At 48.3% G+C, this 22,132-nt stretch carries 19 protein-coding genes; 13 read left to right on the top strand and 6 right to left on the bottom strand.

Annotated elements, in window-relative coordinates; all coding sequences use genetic code 11:
- Positions 1–10 precede the first annotated feature (10 nt).
- The 3 genes from SFV55_RS22185 to SFV55_RS22175 form a co-directional block, all read right to left on the bottom strand.
- Positions 11–631, bottom strand: coding sequence for a hypothetical protein (locus tag SFV55_RS22185; RefSeq protein ID WP_320031750.1), 621 nt, complete (start codon positions 629–631; stop codon positions 11–13).
- Between the two features lie 2 nt (positions 632–633).
- Positions 634–1,278, bottom strand: coding sequence for a hypothetical protein (locus SFV55_RS22180; protein WP_320031749.1), 645 nt, complete (start codon positions 1,276–1,278; stop codon positions 634–636).
- Between the two features lie 130 nt (positions 1,279–1,408).
- Complete coding sequence (locus SFV55_RS22175; protein ID WP_320031748.1) at positions 1,409–2,053, bottom strand: pyridoxamine 5'-phosphate oxidase family protein; 645 nt, start codon at positions 2,051–2,053, stop codon at positions 1,409–1,411.
- 243 nt (positions 2,054–2,296) lie between these two features.
- Between SFV55_RS22175 and SFV55_RS22170 the strand changes: the two genes are divergently transcribed.
- Positions 2,297–2,899 carry an NfeD family protein gene (locus SFV55_RS22170; RefSeq protein ID WP_320031747.1) on the top strand — a complete coding sequence of 201 codons (603 nt, stop codon included), beginning with the start codon at positions 2,297–2,299 and terminating at the stop codon, positions 2,897–2,899.
- Positions 2,900–2,970: 71 nt separating this feature from the next.
- A complete protein-coding gene (locus SFV55_RS22165) occupies positions 2,971–3,498 on the top strand; it encodes a hypothetical protein (RefSeq protein WP_320031746.1) in 528 nt (175 codons plus the stop codon).
- Here the strand turns inward: SFV55_RS22165 and SFV55_RS22160 are convergent.
- A complete protein-coding gene (locus SFV55_RS22160; RefSeq protein ID WP_320031745.1) occupies positions 3,488–4,030 on the bottom strand; it encodes a hypothetical protein in 543 nt (180 codons plus the stop codon). The two genes, SFV55_RS22165 and SFV55_RS22160, sit on opposite strands and share 11 nt — an antisense overlap.
- A gap of 263 nt (positions 4,031–4,293) precedes the next feature.
- Here SFV55_RS22160 and SFV55_RS22155 point away from each other — a divergent pair, with 263 nt between their 5' ends.
- The 7 genes from SFV55_RS22155 (at position 4,294) to SFV55_RS22125 (ending at position 13,364) form a co-directional block, all read left to right on the top strand.
- Complete coding sequence (locus tag SFV55_RS22155) at positions 4,294–6,207, top strand: DNA topoisomerase IV subunit B (RefSeq protein ID WP_320031744.1); 1,914 nt, start codon at positions 4,294–4,296, stop codon at positions 6,205–6,207.
- Positions 6,208–6,354: 147 nt separating this feature from the next.
- Positions 6,355–7,206, top strand: coding sequence for a DUF6920 family protein (locus tag SFV55_RS22150; protein WP_320031743.1), 852 nt, complete (start codon positions 6,355–6,357; stop codon positions 7,204–7,206).
- Between the two features lie 218 nt (positions 7,207–7,424).
- Positions 7,425–9,209 carry an FAD-dependent oxidoreductase gene (locus SFV55_RS22145; RefSeq protein ID WP_320031742.1) on the top strand — a complete coding sequence of 595 codons (1,785 nt, stop codon included), beginning with the start codon at positions 7,425–7,427 and terminating at the stop codon, positions 9,207–9,209.
- Positions 9,210–9,285: 76 nt separating this feature from the next.
- A complete protein-coding gene (locus SFV55_RS22140; protein WP_320031741.1) occupies positions 9,286–9,675 on the top strand; it encodes a hypothetical protein in 390 nt (129 codons plus the stop codon).
- Between the two features lie 209 nt (positions 9,676–9,884).
- Positions 9,885–10,772, top strand: coding sequence for an SPFH domain-containing protein (locus SFV55_RS22135; RefSeq protein ID WP_320031740.1), 888 nt, complete (start codon positions 9,885–9,887; stop codon positions 10,770–10,772).
- 168 nt (positions 10,773–10,940) lie between these two features.
- Complete coding sequence (locus tag SFV55_RS22130; RefSeq protein WP_320031739.1) at positions 10,941–11,321, top strand: CBS domain-containing protein; 381 nt, start codon at positions 10,941–10,943, stop codon at positions 11,319–11,321.
- A gap of 87 nt (positions 11,322–11,408) precedes the next feature.
- Positions 11,409–13,364, top strand: a complete 1,956-nt coding sequence (locus SFV55_RS22125) for an OmpA family protein (protein WP_320031738.1) — start codon at positions 11,409–11,411, stop codon at positions 13,362–13,364.
- A 7-nt stretch (positions 13,365–13,371) separates the two neighbouring features.
- Here the strand turns inward: SFV55_RS22125 and SFV55_RS22120 are convergent, their stop codons facing one another.
- Complete coding sequence (locus SFV55_RS22120) at positions 13,372–14,103, bottom strand: M48 family metallopeptidase (protein ID WP_320031737.1); 732 nt, start codon at positions 14,101–14,103, stop codon at positions 13,372–13,374.
- 94 nt (positions 14,104–14,197) lie between these two features.
- Positions 14,198–15,271, bottom strand: coding sequence for a 3-phosphoserine/phosphohydroxythreonine transaminase (gene serC, locus SFV55_RS22115; RefSeq protein ID WP_320031736.1), 1,074 nt, complete (start codon positions 15,269–15,271; stop codon positions 14,198–14,200).
- A 176-nt stretch (positions 15,272–15,447) separates the two neighbouring features.
- Between serC and SFV55_RS22110 the strand changes: the two genes are divergently transcribed.
- The 4 genes from SFV55_RS22110 (at position 15,448) to SFV55_RS22095 (ending at position 22,010) form a co-directional block, all read left to right on the top strand.
- Positions 15,448–15,894, top strand: coding sequence for an HYC_CC_PP family protein (locus SFV55_RS22110; protein ID WP_320031735.1), 447 nt, complete (start codon positions 15,448–15,450; stop codon positions 15,892–15,894).
- Positions 15,895–15,992: 98 nt separating this feature from the next.
- Complete coding sequence (locus SFV55_RS22105) at positions 15,993–16,883, top strand: DUF2911 domain-containing protein (RefSeq protein ID WP_320031734.1); 891 nt, start codon at positions 15,993–15,995, stop codon at positions 16,881–16,883.
- A 10-nt stretch (positions 16,884–16,893) separates the two neighbouring features.
- Positions 16,894–20,574, top strand: a complete 3,681-nt coding sequence (locus SFV55_RS22100) for an efflux RND transporter permease subunit (protein ID WP_320031733.1) — start codon at positions 16,894–16,896, stop codon at positions 20,572–20,574.
- 185 nt (positions 20,575–20,759) lie between these two features.
- The gene (locus SFV55_RS22095) at positions 20,760–22,010 is read left to right on the top strand and encodes a TolC family protein (RefSeq protein WP_320031732.1); all 1,251 of its coding nucleotides are present in this window, start codon (positions 20,760–20,762) and stop codon (positions 22,008–22,010) included.
- Positions 22,011–22,132 lie beyond the last annotated feature (122 nt).

The raw sequence follows: 22,132 nt of genomic DNA, 5'->3' as shown, positions 1-22,132 counted from the left end.
TATAAAAGAATTATTCATTTGAAATGACACGCAGTACGCGTTTGGGCGACCAGAAATTGAGGTTGAGGGCTACGGGTGGAATGAACTCAAGCTTGGGTCCAAAACCAGCAGTTCCAATTACCAGTGCAGTTTCCAACGAAAGACTCACTTTAGAGGAAACGAAAAAATCGACACCCCAATGTGGCCCTATGCCTAAAAAAACATCGTTGTTGGGTTTAGAACCCGGGGTATTAAAATCTCCTGAACTGAAAAAGCCATTAAAACCCCGGGTATACCCCCAACGTGGGCTGATCCGCCGGTAACTTTCAAATCCCAAGCGAAAGTTGAAAAATGCCTGAACTGGATTTATGTCATCAACATCAGAAAGATCAATACCCAAGCTTATTTTAAAGCCTTTCAATTTGTCGTTTTTTTGCACGTAACTCCGCCAATTCACATAATAAGGCCCAACTACCCGTGGATCTGAACGGTTAAAGGGAATCAACTGCACCAAAAGCGGGGTAGTATTGAATCCCATCACCCGGTATCCTCCAGGGGGCAAAAAACGATCTTGCTCGTTTTGAGCACTCAACACGTTGGCCATCAATAGGCCGATGAACAGGCTAGCAGTAAGTATCGTCAGGTAGCGCATGGTCAAAAGCGGAAAAACACGTACAAGGAATTCGGTATCGAAGGCAGCATTTCAAACTGCCGGATCTTCTGCTCGGTCGGTGGGACTCCTGGATCGGTTTGATCTCTTTCTTTCCCCGAACTCGCCATTCCATACAAACTACTTTCGGTGCTCAGCATTATCTTAGACGACAGGTGAAATAGTATACCCATCAAAGGGCCACCACCAAAACCAATATTATTGCTGCCCAATTCAATTGTTCCGCCATTGGTAGTGAAATCAACATCTTCCTGTTGATAACGCATGATGGCATCAATGCCGTAGTAAAAACTGAATTTTTTAGTCAAAGCCCGCCGCCATTCCAGCCCTGCGCGCAGGTGAAAATCCCGCTCATTAATCAGGCGTTGGCCAGTATTGGAGGCTTCTTCCCGATTGCGCAAACGGGCGTTGAACCCCGTGCGGAAAGTACTGCGAGCCCCCGGAATTTTGAGGCTGAACAAGTAAGGATCGGTAGGCAATCCTTGCCCGCCGGAATTAAAAAAACCAGCCAGGGTTTGGGTAATGTTCATGCCCAATTCCAACTTTGGCCAATACAAAAGGGTATCCTGAGCAGAGAGCTTTCCCCTTACCGTCATCGTCATCAGCAGTAAAAACAGCAGTCGCAACATCCTGTGTAGTTGTAATCTTGGTAAAAATACCGCAAATTGCTGTAAACCCAAGGGTTTTAACAAGGTAAAGTGGGAATAGGAAGCTACTTTAACATAAGACGAGGGTAGGGAGAAATGCGTTGGAATTTTTTCAACGTTTATATTGGCTAATGTAATCGGGTACTGGGATGTTGGACTCTTGTTGCTCATCCTGTTGTGGGGTACCAACGTTCAGGGTTAAAGGCAATAAACCAGCCCAAACCGGTGCCTCCATGTCTTCAGGATCATCTCCAACGCCCATATCGCGCACTTTAGCCGAAACTTCTTCTAGTTCAACGGCGATGAACATCGTTTTTTTGAGTTCGCTTTTTGAAGGTTGGCGGGCATCGTTCCAACGCCCGGGGATGATGTGCTCGGTAAAACGTTCGGCGGCCATCCACCTTTCCGCGGGGTCATCCACCAGGCGAGTGCTTCCAAAAGCAACCACTGAGCGATAATTGAGGGAATGGTGAAAAACCGAACGAGCCAGCACCAGGGCATCGATCAAGGTCACCGCAATACAAACCGGAATACCTTTGGCCATTTGCATGAAAAAATGACTACCTACGGAACCGTGCAAATAAATGGTGTTGTTCACCCGGCAATAAGCAGTGGGGATGATAAAGGGTTGCCCGTCCAATACATAAGATACGTGACAAACCAGGGATTCGTCCAGAATGGTGTGAATGGTCCCTTCGTCGTTGCGCATCCGTTTGGCGTAACGACTGGGTTCGATGCGGGAAGTCTTCGGTTTCATGTTTTTTTTACAAAACTATGGAGATTAAGGACTAGTAAAAACAGCCAGTTTCGAGAAAAAAGATAGACCAGTTCAATTGCTTCCTGCTTTGATGTTGTTAAAAAACTTAAACCAGTTGAAAAAAGCAATAGAAGCCCATTTGAGCGAAAATCCTTGCCCATTGGTCGATACAAAGGACGCGGTGTGGCATAAGTAAGCTACTTTTGTCGAAAAGCAAGGTATTCTTTTTGAACGTGCTTTAAGATGGAGAAGACTATGCAGATTTGGCTATTTATTCCCGCATTCCTTAGACTCACCTGGGCAGAGCAACTGCTGTGGGTGGCTGCGGTGGTATTTACCATCTTGCTGAGTATTTTTTTGATCCTGCAGTTTTTTAACGATGAACATGATCACGGCTATACCCGTCCTAAAGTAACTGGTGCTCGGTTCATCCTGACTTTTTTCACCTTTTGGTCCTGGACAAGTCTTTTGGCTCATATTTGGGAGCCAGGCTTACTGATTTCCCTGGCAGATGGACTACCTTTTGGAGTTCTTGCGGCATTGTTTCCCTACCTGATTTTGCGCCTGCGTAAGCCTGTGAAAAAAATTGTTCCCTCTCATCGGTCCGAATTCAATTATCAGGAAGCCCTCACCAGCACTGGGGAAGTACTGCAATACATTCCTCCTCATCAGGAAGGACTGGGAAGAGTGCACCTCAATTTGCGCAAAGCGCCCTATGCCCTGGATGCAGTTTCGATTGGTGCCGAAATTCGGCCAGGGGACTCTGTGCGGGTGGTGGATATTGTTGATGACCACATCCTGGTAGTGGAACCTTTACAACATATTGGTCCGCAGTCTCCCTTCTAGTTATCACCTATTTTATATCTTTGGGTTTTGAGTTTAAACAAACTCTTGTTCCTGATCAAAATCATTGCACCATGACCTTGAATGACCTGCTCATCTACCTGGGCAATCATCCCGAATCAGTAGTCCTGTACTTTGCTGTTTTGCCAGTGGCGGCTTTGCTTCTGGCCTGGATAGCAGGTGTAGAAGGCCGGAATACTCCCTGGAAATACCTGTATTCTGCTATCATTTATTTGAGCGCAGTGCCAGGTATCTTTGCCCTGTCGCTCAATGTCTATATCTTTTTATTCGAACGCACCAGCATCCTGAACATGGATATCTATACCCAGGTTTTGCCCATCGTATCCATGATTCTGACCTTGAGTATCGTGCGGCGCAATGTGGATTTGAGTTACATCCCTGGATTTGATAAATTGTCGGGATTACTCATGCTGATTGCTGCTACCATAGGGCTGATGTGGCTGGTAGATCGTACGCGAATCTTTGCCATTATCAGCATGCCTTTTTCAGTGGTGGTCTTGATTTTTGCCGGATTGCTGCTGGCGCTGAGTTTGGGGTACCGCCAGTTTTTTGGAAGAGGTTATTCCAAAACTAGAAATTAAAATCACTATCGTCGTCTTTGCTTTCATCTTTGCGCAGGCGCTCGGGGCTTACGCGGAAAGTGTACTCCCGATCAACGGTGTACCCGAAAGTAGCGTGGGGCAGGAGGCGCATCAGGAATTTGCTAACCAATTTTAATTTACTAGCTTGCATGCCAACCGTATAATCACTGCCATCGGCGAGTTTGAAGTGCAGCGTGCCCTTGCGGAACAAGTGAATGCCGAAAGGGATACGTTCGGTAATGATGGAATACACCCACACAATTTGTTGAGGCTGATAGCGGAGGTAATTGAGCAAAAGATGGTTGTCGATGCGCAGATTTGTGGTGGTGTCAACGACCAATTTGCCGCCCACCATGCTTAAGCCTAAACCAATAATGGAAAAAACAACGTTGATTTTAAAGGTCAACACGCATAGTCCCGAACCAAAAGCGAGCAATACCAAACTCATGGCAAACTGCATCCGCAGCTCACGAAGGATGGCATTGCGCAGGTTGCGCATGGCAGGGTGACGGTATAAGTTTTCTCGGTTCAAGCTGATGAAATTGAAAAATAAACAACAATTTGTTGCTTGAAAAAGTTTTTTTACTGTATATTTAACGCAAAAATACCACTCTTTTCGTTCTTTTGGGCAAAAAAAAATAAGTGATTCATTTTGTCAAAGGATTAGATAAGTAAACGGTTCATTTTAAGTGTCTTATCTAATCCTTTGACTCAAAAAAAATGAATACTTATTTTTGCCCACTACTCTGGAACTGATTTGCAGTAGTTTTTAATATTTTTTTAACATCGGAGCACATGGCAGAACAGCAAGTGAGTTACAACGAGGACAACATTCGCTCTTTAGACTGGAAAGAGCACATTCGGTTACGTCCCGGGATGTACATTGGTAAGTTGGGGGATGGAGCCTCTTCAGATGATGGCATTTATATTTTGCTCAAAGAAGTGTTGGACAACTGCATTGACGAATACGTCATGGGGCACGGTAAGGAGATTCACATTAAGATAGAGGAAAACTCCGCCGAAATTCGTGACTATGGTCGGGGCATTCCCTTGGGTAAAGTGATCGACTGTGTATCCAAAATCAACACAGGCGGTAAATACGATTCCAAGGCCTTTAAAAAGTCGGTGGGTTTGAATGGGGTAGGTACCAAAGCTGTCAACGCCCTTTCAGACTATTTTCTGGTCAAAGCTGTACGTGAAGGTCAGATGAAAGTTGCCGAATTCAAACAAGGCGAACTAGTCAAGGAACATCCCATTGCAAAAACCAACGAACCCAACGGGACCTTGGTTTCTTTCAAACCCGACAATGGCATCTTCCGCAATTACCGTTTTCACCGGGATCACCTTGAAAACCAGTTGTGGAATTACGCTTACCTCAACTCAGGGTTAAAACTCAACTACAACGGGCAGATCATCGCCTCCAAAAATGGTCTTTACGACCTCCTGGAGCGCAAGAGTAAAAACGAAGACCTGCGTTATCCGCTGATTCACCTCAAGGGCGAAGACATGGAAGTGGCCATGAGCCACGGCAACCATTATGGCGAGCAATATTACTCTTTTGTCAATGGTCAAAACACCACTCAAGGTGGTACCCACCTCAATGCCTTCAAGGAAGCGGTGGTAGAAACCGTGAAGAAGTTTTACAACGCCAATTACGACCGCACGGATATCCTGGGCTCCATTGTAGCTGCCGTGAGTGTCCGGATTGAGGAACCTGTTTTCGAATCTCAAACCAAGACCAAACTCGGCTCGGTCAATACGGCCCCTGAGGGCGGCCAAAGCATCCGTACCTTCGTTGGCAACTTCATCAAAGAGCAACTCGACAATCACCTCCGCAAACATCCAGAAGTAGCAGATGCGCTGAAAAAACGCATTCTGCAATCAGAAAGGGAGCGCAAGGAGATTGCCGATATCAAAAAACTGGCCAACCAACGCGCCAAAAAAGCCAACCTGCACAATAAAAAATTGCGGGACTGCCGCCTGCACTTCAGCGACTCAACTAAAAAAGTGGCTGAAGACCTGCGCCTGGCAACCACTTTATTCATCACCGAAGGAGATTCGGCCAGCGGCTCGATCACCAAAGCTCGGGATGTTCAAACCCAGGCTGTGTTTAGTTTGCGGGGTAAACCGCTTAACTGTTATGGCCTGACCAAAAAAACGGTCTACGAAAACGAAGAATTTAACCTGCTCCAGCACGCTTTAAGTATCGAAGACGGGATGGACGATCTGCGCTACAACCGCGTGGTCATCGCCACCGATGCCGACGTGGATGGCATGCACATCCGGCTTTTGATGTTGACTTTCTTCCTCCAGTTTTTTCCTGAATTGGTGCGGGGCAATCACCTGTATATCCTGGAGACCCCACTTTTCCGGGTACGGGATAAGCAGCAGCGTTTTTACTGCTACTCGGAAGCTGAAAAACAGGCCGCCATCAAAAAACTGCGGGGCAAACCGGAGATCACCCGCTTTAAGGGCTTGGGTGAAATTTCTCCAGATGAGTTTTCAGCCTTCATTGGTGCGGATATTCGCCTTGAACCGGTGATTATTACCGAGAGTACGGATATCGACGATGTGCTGTCCTATTACATGGGCAAAAACACGCCAGAGCGCCAGGATTTTATCATTGGCAACTTGCGGGTGGAGTTGAATGAGATCGAGATAGAGGCAGTGGATGCTCCAGCACTGGAAACGGCGGATGTGGAGGATTAAGTTGCCTTTATTCCTTAGGTGACTCCTTAAGTGCCTTAGGTTTCTTAGGTGGTGAAAGAATGTTTTTTACCACCTAAGAAACCTAAGGCACTTAAGGAGTCACCTAAGAAGTTATACGCTAGTGGCGCCTCAACGAAACCCTCCAACATGTCCAAGATTTTATACTACTTGCCCGAGATCACTTATTTCATCACCGCTTGGCTACTATTGGACTTACTAGGTAGTGGCTTGTTTCGTTTGTTGGTACGTCCCCGCGCCAAACAGCATTGGGAAGCCGCACAATCCCCTATTGAAGCTCCTCCAATTCAAGGAGAGCAATCCCCTCAATCCTGGCTCAACTACCTCGCCCAAAGCAATCCAACGACCCAAACAGAGCCCAGCACCCGAGTACGCCTACGCATGAAAGGTATTGTACGAAACAGTTCCAAAAGCAAATGGCACCCCGCTGAAATCAAGGCTTTTTTTACACTACAACCTTTGACCATGGTTTGGTATGCCGACATCACCCGAGCCTTTATGGTGTCGGTCAAAGCGACTGAGCAATATGGCCAATCCCAGGGATTCAGTACCCGTTGGTTGTTGTCTACTTTTCCTTATCGGTGGAAAAAAGCGGCGCTACCCTTGGTTTTGGCTCGGCGCAATGCGTTTTATAACTTCGCCGCTGCCGTTTGGCAACCCAATTGGTGGTTGTTTTACCAGCTCAATTGGGAGGATACAAATGTGGGAGGACTGGCTTTTACTTGCTCTCTGGACAACCAGTCCTTTTTTTTTAAAGCCCAAATCAATGATCAACAAGAATTGGAAGAACTGAGCCTGTGGAGCGAAAACTGGCAGGAATGGCAAACTGCACTCCGCTGGAGCGACTATCGGCTTTTTCAGGAACAAAAAATGCCTTTTCAGGTGGAAATTTTGCGGAAAGATAAAACTGGGGAGGTGTTTGTGCAGGCAGATTTGCAGGTCACGGATGTGGTGCAAAAAGGGAAATACGCTTGGTGGTAGGTTATTGGAATAAATAGGAATTTCAACTTACTAACTGACATTACGCAGTTAAATAGATTAAAGCTTGACATTCTAGCTGCTCCTTTTCAGAATCAAACTTGCGTAATGTGAGTGATTTTTCAAGCTAAGCATTAGAGGCCAAAAAATAGTCCATATGAATGGAGGTGTCCAACTTTTGCGGTATTTTACCTCAGATCATCTTTCAAATCACCAAAATCATGCGGCGAATCCTCCCTTTGCTTTTTCTCCTCTCTTGTTGTGTGGGTACAGCTCTGTTGGCACAATCCCCCCAAATCCTCAAAACCGAAATTCTGATCGCAGGAGGAGGCGCATCCGGCACTGCCGCAGCGCTCCAAGCCGCACGCATGGGCCGCAAAGTCATCCTGGTAGAAGAGACACCCTGGCTGGGTGGTATGCTGACCGCCTCAGGGGTAAGCGCCATTGATGGCAACCACAAAATGCCCTCGGGCATCTGGGGGGAATTCCGCAGCAAATTGGAACAACATTATGGTGGCCCCAAGGCCCTGGCCACTGGTTGGGTAAGCGAAACCCAATACGAACCCGCCGTTGGCAATCAGATTTTCAAGCAACTACTCGACCCCTATCCGAACTTGAGCCGCATGCATGGCTATTTCCCTGTCCAGGTACTGAAATTGGGTAATGCTGTAACTGGAGTGGTTTTTGAAAATGCCGCAGGGGAAAAGCTGGAGATCCACGCCAAAATCACCATTGATGCTACCGAATTGGGCGACGTGCTGGCGATGGCGGGTTGCGAACATTACATCGGGCAAGACCCCCGCAGTTTGACCGGAGAAGAACTCGCCCCATTGGAGCGTCAGGCCGACAACATTCAAGACCTCACCTACGTAGCCATTCTTAAGGACTATGGCCCAGGAAAAGCCCCCCTGTTGCCGAAGCCACTAAACTACGACCTGTACGATTTTGAATGCACCTGTAAAGAAGTTTGCCCCGACCCCGCCAATGCCCGCCATGCTTGTGCCGCCTTGATCACTTATGGCAAACTGCCCAACAACAAATACATGATCAACTGGCCGCTCAAAGGCAACGACACCTACCTGAATTTAATTGGACTGAGTACCTCGGAGCGGCAAAAGGCCTTAAAAACCGCCAAAACAAAGACTTTGGCCTATGTCTGGTTTTTGCAAAACAAAGCAGGGTTTAGCCACCTGGGCTTGTACAATGAATTTGGCACTGTCGACAGTCTGCCCTTTATCCCTTACCACCGCGAAGCTCGGAGGGTCAAAGGGCTACAATTTTTTACCATGAATGATCTCTTGGACCCATATGCTCCCGGGGGCAAAGCTTTTTACAAAATTGGCATTGCCGTGGGCAATTACCCCATCGATCACCACCACGAAGAAAATCCGGCCGTAAGCAACGAAAAGAACTATTACCAAATCCCGCCCTTCACCGTGCCTTATGCCTGCTTGATCCCGGAGCAGGTGGATGGACTGATTGTGGCGGAAAAAAGCATCAGCGTGTCACACATGGTCAATGGCTGTACCCGACTGCAACCCGTCGTGCTGGGCATTGGGCAAGCAGCTGGTGCAGCGGCAGCGATGGTGGTGAAAAAAGGCATTGAAGCGCGGGAGCTGAAGGTCCCCACATTGCAGGAAATATTGCTCGCTGCGAGTGCCTATGTGTTCCCGCTAACCGATATCAGACCCCAAGACCCCGATTTTCGTGCCATTCAAAGGGCTTGTGTGCGTGGCTGGGTTCGGGCTGAACCAAAAGCAGTGGATTGGGCCAATGAGATGTTTTTTTACCCGGATAAATTGGTTGAGCAGCAGGATTTGCAATCGTTATTGGATCAGCTGCGCCCTGGGCTGAAGGTGGCCGAGCAGGGTGTCTTGAGTGCAACGGTGGTAGTGAAATATTTACAGAAATTGGGATTTAAGGTGAAAAAACGAGAAATGGAAAAGGAAGGGGTGACGAAAAGGCAGTTGGCGATTTGGGTGGATCGGGAATTGGCGATGCCGTAATCCCGCTCAGTAGGTCGTAAAATCTTTTCTCGAACAATGTTCTTTCTAGCTGAGTTGAATGTGAAAACTATGAAGCATGAAAAAGAACTGTTTGATCGCACTAATTTGGTTAATCGGGCTCAGCACACTCAATGCTCAATGGACCCCGGATATTGCCACTTTGAACTACAAAACAGGCCTGAATGAGGACAGTACCAGCACCCGTGCGCTTTATGCCATTCGCATCATACCGAACGAGACTTACCACAACGAATTCCTGATTTTTGTACCTGAACGCTTGGACCGCCAGTACCTTCGCAAGGAATTTTTTAACCTCTCAACGCTTCAGAAGGTCAAACCCCACATTGAACGGGTCAACAGCAATGTGTACCGGGTTTCCAAATTGAACTTACCGGTTGGGGAGTATTTCGTGCATTTTAGGTATAAGGGTGATATCGCAGTGCATCGCTTCCGGATAGTGATGTAGGTTTTATCTTGGATTTTTTGCGATTCAAAATTTAAATCCCTATGGCAAGTGGTGTTTCGAGCGCCTAGTTTATCGCAACCCAAACAATCCTAAGATTCTTACATTTAATCGAACCAATGTCTTTGTTGTGTGTTATAATAGTATTACTTCTTTTTTTGATAGTATTATTATTTTTTGAACCTATTTGCTTTAACATAAAAACACAACACATGACAAAGCTAAGAAACACCCTGCTGATTTTGGCAGCTGTATTCATGGCCAGTTGTGCAACAGTCATGCCGGATCAAGTTGGCGTGAAACGCACTTTTGGTCGCATCCAGGACAATGTAAGACCTCCAGGTTTAGTTTCGTTTAATCCATTTACCACTATGGTGGTGAGGGTGCCAATTCGAACGATGAACCTGGCCATTACCGAAAATTTACCGTCAAAAGAAGGTTTAACCATTCGCTCAGAAAGTTCAATTCTCTACCGGATTCAACCCAGTTCAGTGCCTCAAATCCTCAAGGAAACAGGAATGGCTTTTGAGGAAATGTTGATCCTACCCGTTTTTCGCTCAGCTGCCTCAGATGTATGTTCAGAATATGACGCAAAGAACATGCATAGTTCGAAGCGCGCCGAGATTGAAGAAGCGATCAAACAGCGCTTGATAGAGGTATGCGGCCCAAAAGGATTTATCATCGAAGCGGTGTTATTGAAGAGCATTACATTGCCTGCTGGCCTTTCCAAATCCATCGAAGCCAAACTTGAAGCTGAACAGGATGCATTGCGAATGCAATTTGTACTCGATCGCCAAAAACAAGAAGCCCAACGCCAAATCATCGACGCAGAAGGAGCTAAAGAAATCGCCAGAATCCAAGCAGAAGGTAAGAAAAATGCAGCAATCATTGAATCGGAAGCAAAGGCTAAAAGCAACGAGATTGAGGCAGAAGGCATCAAAAAAGCCAACGAACTAATCAGTTTGAGTCTTACTCCCAATGTATTGAAATTCAAGCAAATTGAAGCTTTTCAAAAATTGTCGACATCTCCCAATACTAAAACAATCGTCACGGATGGCAAAACGCCGATTGTGAACATGCTGGGAAATGAAGGGAACTAGAGTGCATTAATACTAAAGAATACAGCCCAAACAAGCACTTAGTAAATGGTGAAGTAAAAGGTCTAATGATTTTTTATTGTAACCTTGGGGTAGCAGTTAGGACCAAGTTCTGCCTCCTGCTGCTACACCCTTTTATCCATTTCACCCATGAAGACCATTAAACAGCTCATGAGCAATCTAGGTGTGGTGGTCAATCCAGAGACTACCATTAAAACCTTAATTGAATTAATGGATCAACAAAACATCGGTGCCATCTTAATTGCCGATGAAACAGAAAAAGATACCATTATCGGCATTGTGACCAGATCAGATTTGCGCAATGTAAACGATAACTGCTTAACTGCAGATGGTTTGATGAGTACTCAACTTTATTGCGTCAACATTGACGATTCAATACCCGAAGCGGCAAAAATAATGTTAAATAACCAGGTGAAACACGTATTGGTCAAAGACAACGACAAAGTGGTAGGGATACTTAGTGCTACTGATCTACTCAGATGGATCGCCAATCAATCATCTACGGATCAGGACGTATTATTTTTTGTGTAAAATGGTTGGATATTGGTTGTTTCAACCTACCCAAACGTACCGATTCCCGCTCTCCCTTCGTTATGATGCTACTGAATTCAGCCATCCATGCGTTACACCTTCATTTTATTCCTCGGATTGTACTGCTGCCTACAAGGTCCCCTTGCCTTTAGCCAAAACTTTACCACCCGTACCACCCTCGCCCCCAAACTCCAAAAACAATTCGAAAAAGCCCGTACCCAGGCCGAAGCCAAAAACTTCACCGACGCCCAAAGCGGCCTCGAAAAAATCCTCCAGGAAGATCCCACTTTTATTGACGGCATCATTCTGCTGGCCAATATCCATTACGACGAGCCAAACTATCCTAAAGCCATCCAACGCTACCGCGAAGCGCTGCAATTGGGGCCAGATTATCAAACCCGTTTGTACTACCAACTGGCTTTAGCCCAAATGCGGGCCGATGATTTTATGGGCTCTTTGAGTACCTGGGATCAATTTTTGCAACGCGAAAAAAAGAACCCCGAGCTGATCAAACGCGCCCAACGCAACCGCGCCGACGCCGTTTTCGCCGCTGAGGCCATCAAAAAACCAGTACCCTTTAACCCCGAAAAACTCCCTTCCAGCATCAACAACCCTGAGCAAGCTGAATTTTTGCCTTCCGTCAGTGCGGATGGACAAACGATGGTCTTCAGCCGCCTGGTGCAAGGGCAGGAAGATTTTTTTGTGAGCAAAATGGAAAACGGCGTTTGGCAAAACGCCGAACCCTTGGTTGCCCTTAACACCCCCTTCAATGAGGCGGGACACTGCTTGTCGGCAGATGGCAAAACCTTGTATTTCACAGGTTGCAACCTGGCCAAAAGCCTGGGTGGTTGTGACCTCTACGTATCTTATTTTCAAGACAGTACCTGGACTGCTCCCGCCAACCTGGGTGCCCCCATCAACTCCGGTGCATGGGAATCCCTGCCCTCCATTTCTGCCAGTGGCAGGGTCATGATTTTTGCTTCCGACCGCGCAGGTGGAGTAGGCGGGCGTGACCTCTGGCTGAGCCGACAATTGTCCGACGGCAAGTGGAGCAATCCGCGCAACCTGGGACCTAAAGTCAACTCCCTGGGAGATGAACAAGCCCCCTTTCTGCATCCTGATGGCGCTACCCTCTACTTCATGTCCAACGGCCATCCTGGCATGGGGGGCTTCGATCTATACCTGAGCCGCCTGGATAGCGCAGGGAACTGGGGCACACCCCAAAACCTGGGTTACCCCATCAACACCCGCGCCAATGAGGGAGCCTTATCCGTAAGTTTGGACGGTAGCCGTGCCTGGTTTTCGACCGATGTGGAGGATACCCGCAATGCGGAAGGCATTAAACAAGGGCGTTCGGATATCTACACTTTTACAATGCCAGCCGTAAATCGCCCCAAAGTAGTCACCTTTGCTCGTGGCAAGGTATTTGACCTGGCTAGCAAAGCGCCACTGACCGCAGAAGTAGAGGTGCAGGAACTGAACACTAAGCGGGTGTTTTACAAAGCAAAAGCCGCCTCTGATGGCAGCTTTATGGTCTGTTTGCCTGTCGGACAAAACTATGCCCTCAATGCCAATCACCCTGGTTATACCTTTTATTCAGCCAATTTTGAACTGGCCGAAGTGCGCAATGCCGCGCAAGCTTATGAACTGAGTGCAGGTTTGCAAGCTTTACCTGCCGAGGGTGTTACCACAGTCCCGGCGGATAAAACTCCGGTAATCTTGCGCAATGTGTTTTTTGGAACGGGATTGGCAGTCCTGAGCCCGGAATCTGCCCCCGAATTGGATCGCCTGGCTGAGCTTTTGCAACAAAACCCCACTTTGAAGATCCAAATCAATGGGCATACGGATAATGTCGGGTCTGATACAGACAACCTGAAATTGTCGGAACAACGGGCGAAAGCGGTGTACACCTATCTGATGGGCAAAGGAATTGCTGCTGCTCGTTTGAGCTACAAAGGTTTTGGCGAAAGCCAGCCTATTGCTGACAATGCGACGGAGGCGGGACGGCGGGAGAACCGGCGGACGGAATTTGTGTTGCAATAAATCCTATTCAAAACCCCAACCCAGCCCCATGTTTCTTCAACCACTTCTCCTGCATCACATAATTGGGCATGGCCTTTTCCACCAGCGCCCAAAAACGATCCGAGTGGTTCATTTCAATCAAATGGGCGAGCTCGTGGATGATCACATAATCAATCACCTCAGCGGGAGCAAACAACAGGCGGGTAGAAAAATTAAGATTGCCGGTATTGGAGCAGCTGCCCCAGCGCGAACTCGTGTTTTTGAAACGGATATCTTTAATTGGTTTGGCAAAATGCAGTTGGTTGAGTTCCAGCACCCGGCGAGAAAATTCCGGCAAAAAATCCTGTCCAATCAAGCGGCTGAGTAAGGTAGCCGCGGCTTTGTGCTGCTCTTCAGTTGATACGGAGCGCACCAAATTCAATTGAATGTAGCGATTGGGGTGCAACTTGGCGGTGTGGGAAGCCTGATCTTCGAGGTTGATGCCCAGCGTATATTGGCGACTGCCTACCTGTATGACATCACCATCGTTGTATTGTTTGCTTAAAAAACGCTGGAAAAAATCGGGCTTATCCCGATGGAGTGCTTTGGCCCAGGTTTCAAACCACTCCCAGGCGCGTTTTTCTCCACTTTTGTCCAGGCGTTTGGGCAAGCGCAAGATGAAACCTTGCTTGCCAGTGGCTGCACGGAAGGAGCTCCGGCGTTCGTGGATGACTTTGACCGGGATGTGTTGACCGCCTAGTTCAATGGAAGAGGAGAGCACCTTTTATTGTTTATTTCGGAAGTGGGATTTCGGATTTCGGACGATTTCAAGCCTGGAATACCACCGAAATCCGAAATCCCCCATCTGAAATCGATTAGCCCATTTTCTGCGCGATATCCCGCATCACATCCACCAACAACTGTACACCTTCTAGCGGCATGGCATTGTACATGGAAGCGCGGAAACCACCTACCGAGCGGTGCCCACGAATCCCATCGATACCCGCAGCTTTGGCCGCAGCATCAAAAGCCTTGTCGACCTCTTCGTTGATGGCCAGGAAAGTTGGGTTCATCAAGGAGCGGTCGCCTTTTTCGGTAACAGTGCCGTTGAAGAGTGGATTGGCATCCAGTTCATTGTAGAACAAGTCAGCTTTGGCCTGGTTGTGGGCGCCCATTGCGGCAAGTCCACCTTGTTCTTTGACCCACTGCATGGTCAGCAATGAAACGTAGATGGGGAATACCGGTGGGGTATTGTACATGCTGTCATTCGAATCATGAATGCCATATTGAAGCATGGATGGAATGGCGCGGTTTACTTTGCCGAGCAAGTCCTTGCGCACAATCACCAATGTGGTTCCTGCAGGACCCATGTTCTTTTGTGCCCCGGCATAGATCAGTCCAAATTTCTCCATCGGAATTGGACGGCTGAAAATATCCGAAGACATGTCGCATACGATCGGCACTTCGGTGTCGGGCCACCAGTGGTACTGGGTGCCGTAGACGGTGTTGTTGCTGGTCAGGTGTAGGTATTTGGCATGGCTAGGCACCGTCCAACCTTTGGGGATGAAGGTGTAGTTTTGCTCCTTGGACGAAGCCAGTACTTCCACTTTGCCGAAGAGTTTGGCTTCCTTGATGGCTTTATCGGCCCAGGTGCCTGTATTGACGTACGCTGCCGTTTCGTCCTCGTTCAGGAGGTTCATGGGGGCCATGAAAAACTGCGTACTGGCGCCTCCAGAGAGGAACAATACGGCGTAATCGTCGCTGAGATTTAATAATTCGCGTACGAGTTGCTCGGCCTGAGCAGCGATAGCGATGAAATCTTTGCTACGGTGGGAAATCTCTAAAATAGATAGTCCACTGTTGTTGATATTGAGTACGCCACGAGCGGCTTCTTCAATGACCGATGCTGCTAAAATAGCCGGCCCAGGACTGAAATTGTGTTTCTTCATTGGGTATGCAAATTTTGGTGGTGCAAAAATAGGTTTTCTAGGTGGTGCCCGCTTGGAAAAAATGGAAGTTTTGTGGCTTTTTTTACGATGGGAAAGCGTTTGTAGGCCTGTGGCTAAAAACAAAATCCCCCTGCACATCGTTTTCAACCGTATCTTTGCCCTCAAATAGCAACCCAATGCTGAAAATTTTGCACCTCATTCTGGCACTCAACATCCTTTTATCCTCCAGCGGGATAATGGTGTTTGAGCATTTGTGCCAAATGCGGGGCAAAAAGGTAGCCTTGTTTGTACAGCCTAAAAGTTGCTGTCAAAAACGAGTACAGGTTCAAGGTTCCTGCTGTGAAAAAGCGGAAGCGAGCACTGGACAGGAAAGCCTTTCCCGTATTCCCTGCTGTTCGGACAAATCTTCTTTCCTCAAAACTGACACCCAGCCTACCTTACAAAAAGTGCTAGCACTCAGCCTTGTCGCTGACGCGTTTATTTTACCCCCAAGCCTAAATTTAACCATAGCATTCTCTCGAGATATTCTTCCCCACAATCAAAAAATTCTGCGTTTTTACCTTTACAAGCCCCCGCCTCGCATGCGCGACATTCCGGTGCTGGTACAATCCTTCCTTTGTTAGCCTCTGTCAGCTTTAAGTCTTCATCGTCCTGATGAAAACAATCTCCCTTTTTGATTAATTCTTCAGTGCTGTATCCAGCATGCATCAATTTTATAGTTATGAAAAAAATATTGCTCGGCAGTGTTTTAGCCCTTTGTGTATCCGGTATTTGTCTGCAACATACCCATGCCCAAGCCACTTTAAAAGCCCCTACCGCCAGCCCGGATGCTACCCTGGTGCAAAATTTTGGCGAAAGTGACATCACCGTAACCTATGGTCGCCCATCAGCACGAGGACGCAAAATTTTTGGCCAACTCATCCCCTTCGACAGCCTGTGGCGCACCGGGGCCAACGATTGTACCGCACTTGCCCTGCGCGAAACAGTGATCATCGGCGGCAAAAAAATCCCGGCTGGCAAATATTCTCTTTTCAGTATCCCTGGCCCAGAGGAATGGACGCTCATCCTCAATCGGGATGCCACGCTGCACGGCGCTTTTGGGTACGACTCCCAAGTAGACATTCACCGCTTTAAGGTAAAGCCAGAAGCAGCGGGGCGATTTTATGAAACCTTCACCATCGAGTTTGGAGACTTTAACCCACGTGGAGAAAGTTCACTGAATTTGATGTGGGAAAATACCCTGGTCAAAATCCCGCTTCAAACCATCGCCGATTTCAACAACATGGCCGAAATCCAAAAGCGTTTGATTGATAAGCAGGAGAAAAATGCTGATTTGCTGTTTAAGGCTGCAGCTTATTACTATGCGACCAAACGAGATATTCTGCAGGCCAAAAGCTGGATAGAAGCAGCGGAAAAGCTGGACGATAAAACCTTTTCCATCCCCAATTTGGCCCAAAAAATCCATGCGGATTTGGACGACTATCCAACGGCATTAGCTGCGGCCCAACGTGCTTTGGTTTTGGCTGAAAAGGAAAAACTGAGCACTGCGATCAAAGATTTAAACAAACGTATTGCCGATTTGCAAAAACGGGTTGGCTCAGGAAAGAATTAAGCAGCAGGTTATGTTGAACAAGATCATTTATTTTTTCTTGCACAATAAACTCATGGCCTGGGTGGTATTGCTGCTTTTCACTGGCTGGGGATTGGTATCGGCACCTTTCGACTTCCACATCCCGGGTTTGCCGCGTGATCCGGTAGCAGTTGATGCCATTCCTGACATCGGCGAAAACCAGCAGATTGTATACACCGACTGGCCGGGGCGTTCGCCACAGGACATCGAGAATCAGATTACTTATCCGCTGACGACTACCTTGTTGGGGCTACCGGGGGTGAAGAGCATCCGTTCCACCTCCATGTTTGGGTTTTCCAGCATCTACATCATTTTTGAGGATCAGATAGATTTTTACTGGAGCCGTTCGCGGATTTTGGAAAAGCTCAATTCACTGCCCTCCAGTTTGCTGCCGCAAAACGTACAACCCACGCTAGGCCCGGATGCGACCGGACTGGGGCAAATTTTCTGGTATACTTTGGAGGGCCGGGACCCTCAAGGCAAAGCCACTGGTGGCTGGGATGCCCACGAATTGCGCAGCATCCAGGATTTTTACGTGCGCTATGGATTGACCTCCGCTGCGGGTGTATCCGAGGTAGCTTCAATTGGTGGTTTTGTCAAGGAATACCAAATTGACGTAGATCCTCAGGCATTGCGCACCTACAACATCAGCCTGGAAGAGGTGATGAACGCCGTGCGCCAATCCAACCTCGATATTGGTGCCCAAACCCTGGAACTCAACCTGGTGGAATACTACGTGCGTGGACTTGGCTACATCAAAACCCTTGAGGATTTGGAAGAAACCGTGGTGCGGGTCAGCAACAACATCCCCATTCGCATCCGCGACATCGCCAAAGTCAACATCGGCCCGGCCGAGCGCCGGGGGATTTTGGACAAGTCGGGTGCCGAGGCCGTGGGTGGGGTAGTAGTAGCGCGTTTTGGCTCCAACCCCTTGGAAGTCATTCAAAAAGTAAAAGAACGGATTGCCGAAATTGAACCCGGTTTGCCCAGCAAAGTACTGGCTGATGGTACCCTCTCTCAGGTGAAAATTGTGCCCTTTTACGACCGTACCCACCTGATCAAAGAAACTTTGGGGACCTTGTACGGCAACCTGATCCAGGAAATCCTCACCACCATCATTGTGGTCATCGTGCTTTTGTTCAACCTGCGGGCTTCCCTGGTGGTATCGGGGCTTTTACCGATTGCCGTATTGATGACTTTTATCGTGATGAAATTGGTCGGCGTGGATGCCAACATCGTAGCGCTTTCGGGCATTGCGATTGCCATTGGTACCATGGTGGATGTAGGTATCGTGATGTCGGAAAACATTGTACGTAGGTTGGAAACCCAAGGTGATAAAGAAGATTTGTTCACCACGGTGTACGAGGGATCAGCCGAAGTGGGTTCGGCGGTGGTAGCGGCGGTACTAACAACCATCGTGAGCTTTTTACCCGTATTCGCGCTGGAAGGTGCCGAGGGGAAATTGTTCCGCCCACTGGCTTTTACCAAAACCTTTGCACTTGGTGCTGCGATTGTACTGGCCATTATGGTATTGCCAGCCTTGGCGCATACTGTTTTTTCCTGGAAAGTAACGCGGCGTTTTTGGCGTTGGCTCGGTGCCGGGGCTTTGTTCGTGAGTGGGATCGTAGCTTTGCTATTTGAGCAAAACACCCTTGGTTTTATATTGCTCATCATTGGGCTATCCGCTGCAGTATTGGTGTGGAGTGAAAAACGTTGGGGTGGCATTTTGCACGAACGGATCAAGCTGGGCATCAATTTGGTATACGCAGCAATTGTAGCTGGCCTAATCACCCACATGTGGATGCCGCTGGGAGTGGATCAGTCTTTTGCCCTCAATTACCTCTTTGTAGGAGGCATTATCGCGGCGCTGTTGGGACTCCTGTACGGAATGACCATTATTTATCGCCCCTTGTTGGCTTTTTTTCTAGAATACAAGTTGCTGTTTTTGCTCATTCCCCTGGGCATATTGAGCGCAGGGTATTTCATTTTTAGAGGGATTGGGCGTGAGTTTATGCCTGCTTTGGATGAAGGTTCCTTCCTGCTCATGCCCAGTGCCATGCCTCACTCGGGGACACAGGAAAACGCCCGCAATTTGCGGATGTTGGACATGGCAGTAACGGCTATTCCCGAGGTAGAAACCGTGGTAGGAAAGGCTGGTCGGGTAGAAAGTGCCCTGGATCCCGCTCCTTTGCCCATGTACGAAAACGTGATTTTGTACAAGTCCGAATACAAAACCGACGAAGACGGCAATCGCCTCCGCTTCAAGGTGGATGAAAGGGGTGAGTTTGGGAGGGACAAAAAAGGCGACTTGATTGAAGATCGGAATGGCCAGTATTTCCGCCAATGGCGTGACCACATTCAATCGCCCAATGACATTTGGGATGAAATCAGCAAAGTAACCCAACTCCCGGGCATTACCTCGGCTCCCAAGTTGCAACCCATCGAAACCCGCTTGATCATGCTGCAAACGGGGATGCGCGCCCCGATGGGCATCAAGGTCAAGGGGCCAACTTTGGAAAGTATTGAAGCTTTTGGCCTTGAAATTGAAAAATTACTTCGTGAAGTGGAAGGGGTGAAGGATGCCGCGGTCTTTGCAGATCGGATTGTAGGCAAACCCTATATCGAATTGGAAATCGACCGCGCCGCCATAGCCCGGCATGGACTGAGCATTGCCGAAGTGCAAAGCTACATCGAAGCCTCCATCGGTGGAACTGCGGTCACTCAAACGGTGGAAGGCCGCGAGCGCTACAATGTGCGGGTGCGTTACCCCCGTGAGTTGCGCAACGACCCGGAGGCGGCCAAACATATTTTTATCCCCTCCAAAAACAGCAACAACCCCATTCCACTGAGTGACCTGGTCAAGACCAAGTATACCGCCGGAGCACAAATGATCAAAAGTGAAGACGGCTTTTTGGTGGGCTACGTGCTTTTTGACAAGGAAAACAACTACCCGGAAATCGACGTAGTGACCAATGCCAAAACATTTCTGGACGAAAAGGTGGCTTCCGGTGCATTACAGGTGCCTCCTGGCGTGAGTTATCGCTTCGCAGGAAACTATGAACAAAATCTCCGTGCCAATGCCCGGCTCCGCATCATTTTACCACTGACTTTACTGATCATTTTTATGATTCAGTACCTGGAATTTCGCTCTTTGACCATTTCAGCAATGGTTTTTACAGGAGTATTGGTCGCTTTCGCCGGAGGTTTTATCATGATGTGGTTGTATGGCCAGCCCTGGTTCTTGGATGCCAATTTGTTGGGTGAAAATTTGCGGGATTTGTTCCATGTTCACCCCATCAACCTCAGTGTGGCGGTATGGGTAGGGTTCCTGGCCTTATTTGGAATTGTGACCGATGATGGTGTGTTGATGGCCACTTACCTGCGGGAGCGTTTTGCGGCCTTGAAGCCTGGCAATACCAGCGAAATTCGAGCGGCGGTGCTAGAGGGGGCAGCTCGCCGAGTGCGCCCTGCCATGATGATTACAGCCACCACCTTGCTGGGATTTTTACCGATTTTAACCTCCACCGGTCGGGGCTCCGACATCATGGCACCCATGGCAATACCGGCCTTTGGTGGGCTTTTGATTGAAATCATTTCCATCTTCATTGTTCCAGTGTTGTTTTGCTTGTGGAAAGAGGCGGGACTGCGTGGGAAAAAAACTGAGGAGTTATGAATAAAATGAAAAATGAATTTGTGCGTTGCCTCAGCTGGTTCAAGTCTCCAGACTTGAACCATTATCTACACGTCTCCAGATGTGTTGCAATTGCTTCTTTGTTAAGTGGTTTTGAAGTTTTTTTGCGTTGCTTGTGCGTCAGAGACGCGGGGATAATGGGTACAAGTCAGCGATTTGTACTAGCAATGCGACTTGTACCAGCAGCATTTCACCGTTGGGCTATTTTACTTTTGGTGATGGCGACAGGAATTTTAGGACTAAAAGCCCAGCCCCTCGACAGCCTCGTCCAAATTGCCCTGCGCCAAAACCCCGAGCTCAAAGCCCGCTACACCCGCTACCAATCCCAACTGGAACGCGCGCCGCAACAAACCCAATTGGCCGATCCTCAACTGGATGTCAGCACCCAATTCCTGCCTTTGCGCATGCGTACCTGGGAGCAAGCGGCGATTATTGGGGGCATGCAGGAATTTCCCTGGCCCGGCACCTTGTCAACCCGCTCAGCTTTGACGCTCAGTGAAGCGCGAGTGACTTACGAACAAGCGGAGGCGGAAGCACTCAATCTCCGGTATGAAGTCAAAATGGCCTGGCTGGATTATTACCAAACGGTCAATAGCATTCGTTTTTTAGAAGAAAGTATCACCTTGAGTCGCTCTGCCGAACGACTGGCACTGGCCAGGGTGGAGAGTGGCCGCGGAAATGCAACTGAGGTGTTGAAAGTGCAGCTGAAAATCCGTCAACAGGAGCAGCAACTGAACCTACTGAAAAACCGCACCCAATTTCCACAGTATCGCTTGAATCAATTGTTGAATCGACCGGCTCAAACACCCATTCAATTGAATGAAACCTTGACCTTTGAAATCCTGCCATTTCAAATGGATTCCCTGTTGCAACAGATCAAACGAGAGCACCCGGCCATCAGCAGTTTGCGTTACGAAAAGGAAGCTTCCCGTCAAATGGAAACCTTGAACCGATTGGAAGGCAAACCGGACATTGGCCTTGGCCTGGACTACGTGGTGATGAGCAAAATAACCGAACACGGCCTTACCTCCGACGGTAAAGACATGGTGATGCCCCGCATTGGCATTCGTTTGCCCCTTTACCGCAAAAAATACGAGGCCAAAGCGCGGGAGGAACAACTGCGCCGAGAGGGTTTGGACCTGGAAGCCCAGGCCCTGGGTAATGATTTTGCAGCAACCCTTGGTCGGGCCATGTCTCTGCAAGAAGAAGCGCGATTGACCCACGAATTTGTACAAGAACAGCTCAAAACCCTCGATGCACTGATCAAAATGCAGGAGGGTAATTTCAGTACCAATGCCGATTTGTACGAGAGCCTTTTGGAAAATTATGAACTACGCTTGGAGTACCAATTGATGGATTTGGATGCCATTGTGAAGGTGCAGCAGGCGAAGGCAGAGGTTGAGAAGTTGAGAAGTTGAGGCTACCGCGAGCGACTTAGACAAAGTCCTTTTCAAAATCGCTCGCGGTAGCCTCAACTTCTCAACTCCTCAACCTCCTCAACCAAAAAAACATGAAACCAAAATATCAACTTTCACCCCGT

Origin of the sequence: Haliscomenobacter sp., from assembly GCF_033763495.1 — a bacterium.
In the GTDB taxonomy this organism is placed as follows: Bacteria; Bacteroidota; Bacteroidia; order Chitinophagales; family Saprospiraceae; genus Haliscomenobacter.
The sequence above is the reverse complement of the archived record's forward strand: the minus strand, read 5'-3'. Positions and strand labels throughout refer to the sequence as shown.

Bases quoted from the DNA above. Each gene is read 5' to 3' on its own strand.
- SFV55_RS22140 (WP_320031741.1), top strand. From the start codon at position 9,286: ATGAAAAAGAACTGTTTGATCGCACTAATTTGGTTAATCGGGCTCAGC.
- SFV55_RS22145 (WP_320031742.1), top strand. From the start codon at position 7,425: ATGCGGCGAATCCTCCCTTTGCTTTTTCTCCTCTCTTGTTGTGTGGGT.
- SFV55_RS22175 (WP_320031748.1), bottom strand. From the start codon at position 2,053: ATGAAACCGAAGACTTCCCGCATCGAACCCAGTCGTTACGCCAAACGG.
- serC (WP_320031736.1), bottom strand. From the start codon at position 15,271: ATGAAGAAACACAATTTCAGTCCTGGGCCGGCTATTTTAGCAGCATCG.
- SFV55_RS22095 (WP_320031732.1), top strand. From the start codon at position 20,760: ATGCGACTTGTACCAGCAGCATTTCACCGTTGGGCTATTTTACTTTTG.
- SFV55_RS22180 (WP_320031749.1), bottom strand. From the start codon at position 1,278: ATGTTGCGACTGCTGTTTTTACTGCTGATGACGATGACGGTAAGGGGA.
- SFV55_RS22185 (WP_320031750.1), bottom strand. From the start codon at position 631: ATGCGCTACCTGACGATACTTACTGCTAGCCTGTTCATCGGCCTATTG.
- SFV55_RS22165 (WP_320031746.1), top strand. From the start codon at position 2,971: ATGACCTTGAATGACCTGCTCATCTACCTGGGCAATCATCCCGAATCA.
- SFV55_RS22110 (WP_320031735.1), top strand. From the start codon at position 15,448: ATGCTGAAAATTTTGCACCTCATTCTGGCACTCAACATCCTTTTATCC.
- SFV55_RS22170 (WP_320031747.1), top strand. From the start codon at position 2,297: ATGGAGAAGACTATGCAGATTTGGCTATTTATTCCCGCATTCCTTAGA.
- SFV55_RS22150 (WP_320031743.1), top strand. From the start codon at position 6,355: ATGTCCAAGATTTTATACTACTTGCCCGAGATCACTTATTTCATCACC.
- SFV55_RS22100 (WP_320031733.1), top strand. From the start codon at position 16,894: ATGTTGAACAAGATCATTTATTTTTTCTTGCACAATAAACTCATGGCC.
- SFV55_RS22125 (WP_320031738.1), top strand. From the start codon at position 11,409: ATGCGTTACACCTTCATTTTATTCCTCGGATTGTACTGCTGCCTACAA.
- SFV55_RS22130 (WP_320031739.1), top strand. From the start codon at position 10,941: ATGAGCAATCTAGGTGTGGTGGTCAATCCAGAGACTACCATTAAAACC.
- SFV55_RS22135 (WP_320031740.1), top strand. From the start codon at position 9,885: ATGACAAAGCTAAGAAACACCCTGCTGATTTTGGCAGCTGTATTCATG.
- SFV55_RS22155 (WP_320031744.1), top strand. From the start codon at position 4,294: ATGGCAGAACAGCAAGTGAGTTACAACGAGGACAACATTCGCTCTTTA.
- SFV55_RS22105 (WP_320031734.1), top strand. From the start codon at position 15,993: ATGAAAAAAATATTGCTCGGCAGTGTTTTAGCCCTTTGTGTATCCGGT.